Source organism: Fusibacter sp. A1 (assembly GCF_004125825.1).
Lineage (GTDB): Bacteria > Bacillota > Clostridia > Peptostreptococcales > Acidaminobacteraceae > QQWI01.
In genome coordinates this window covers 1-754 of the sequence record NZ_QQWI01000044.1, presented here as the reverse complement: position 1 = coordinate 754, position 754 = coordinate 1, and the positions used below count along the sequence as shown (strand labels likewise).

At 43.1% G+C, this 754-nt stretch carries 2 rRNA genes; both read right to left on the bottom strand.

The features are described from left to right. Positions 1-117 (bottom strand): 23S ribosomal RNA (locus DWB64_RS19115); the annotation flags it as partial. 537 nt (positions 118-654) lie between these two features. Beyond that, positions 655-754: ribosomal RNA gene (locus DWB64_RS19110) — 16S ribosomal RNA — on the bottom strand; the annotation flags it as partial.

Genomic DNA, 754 nt, shown 5'->3' with positions numbered 1-754 from the left:
TCGGACATCTACGGATCAATGTTTGCTTGCAACTCCCCGTAGCTTTTCGCAGCTTACCACGTCCTTCATCGGCTCTCAGTGCCAAGGCATTCACCCTGTGCTCTTAATATCTTGACCTCTTTTAACTCGTTTCTTTCGCCTTCTGCTGCGTTGACTTCAACATTCTCATCAATCGAGTATAACCAGTACACTCACTCTTCGAATATTTCGTCGCCTTGCATAAGACAAAATCAACTTCGTTAAAAAGTTTGAACAAGAGTTACTGCTAATCTTCGTTCGTGTTTACTCATAGCGTCGGCGAAGACTTATGAGTAAAACTTTTTTTGTGATTATATGAAGTTTTCATTGTACAAAACTAAATAGCTTTGCTATTTAAGATTGCACCAGCAATCGGAACCGGAGGTTCGTTTTGTTGGAGATCGATCGAAGATCGGTCGAATGCTCTCTTAAACGATTACTATTCTTTTTTCAGAGCTGAACACTCTGGTGATGGTTCATGGAGTGAACTTTAGCTACCTTAACCTTTCTTACTTCTCGAGTTAACGAGTGGTAAGAGACGGGTCAGACAACCTGCGGTTCTCTTCCATGATGTTTCATGCGACTTGCGTGCATGAACCATCAAAACTGAACAATGTACCTAACTGGATTCCTTAGAAAGGAGGTGATCCAGCCGCACCTTCCGATACGGCTACCTTGTTACGACTTCACCCTAGTCATTGGTTTTACCTTCGGCAGCTTCCTCCCCTAAGGGTTG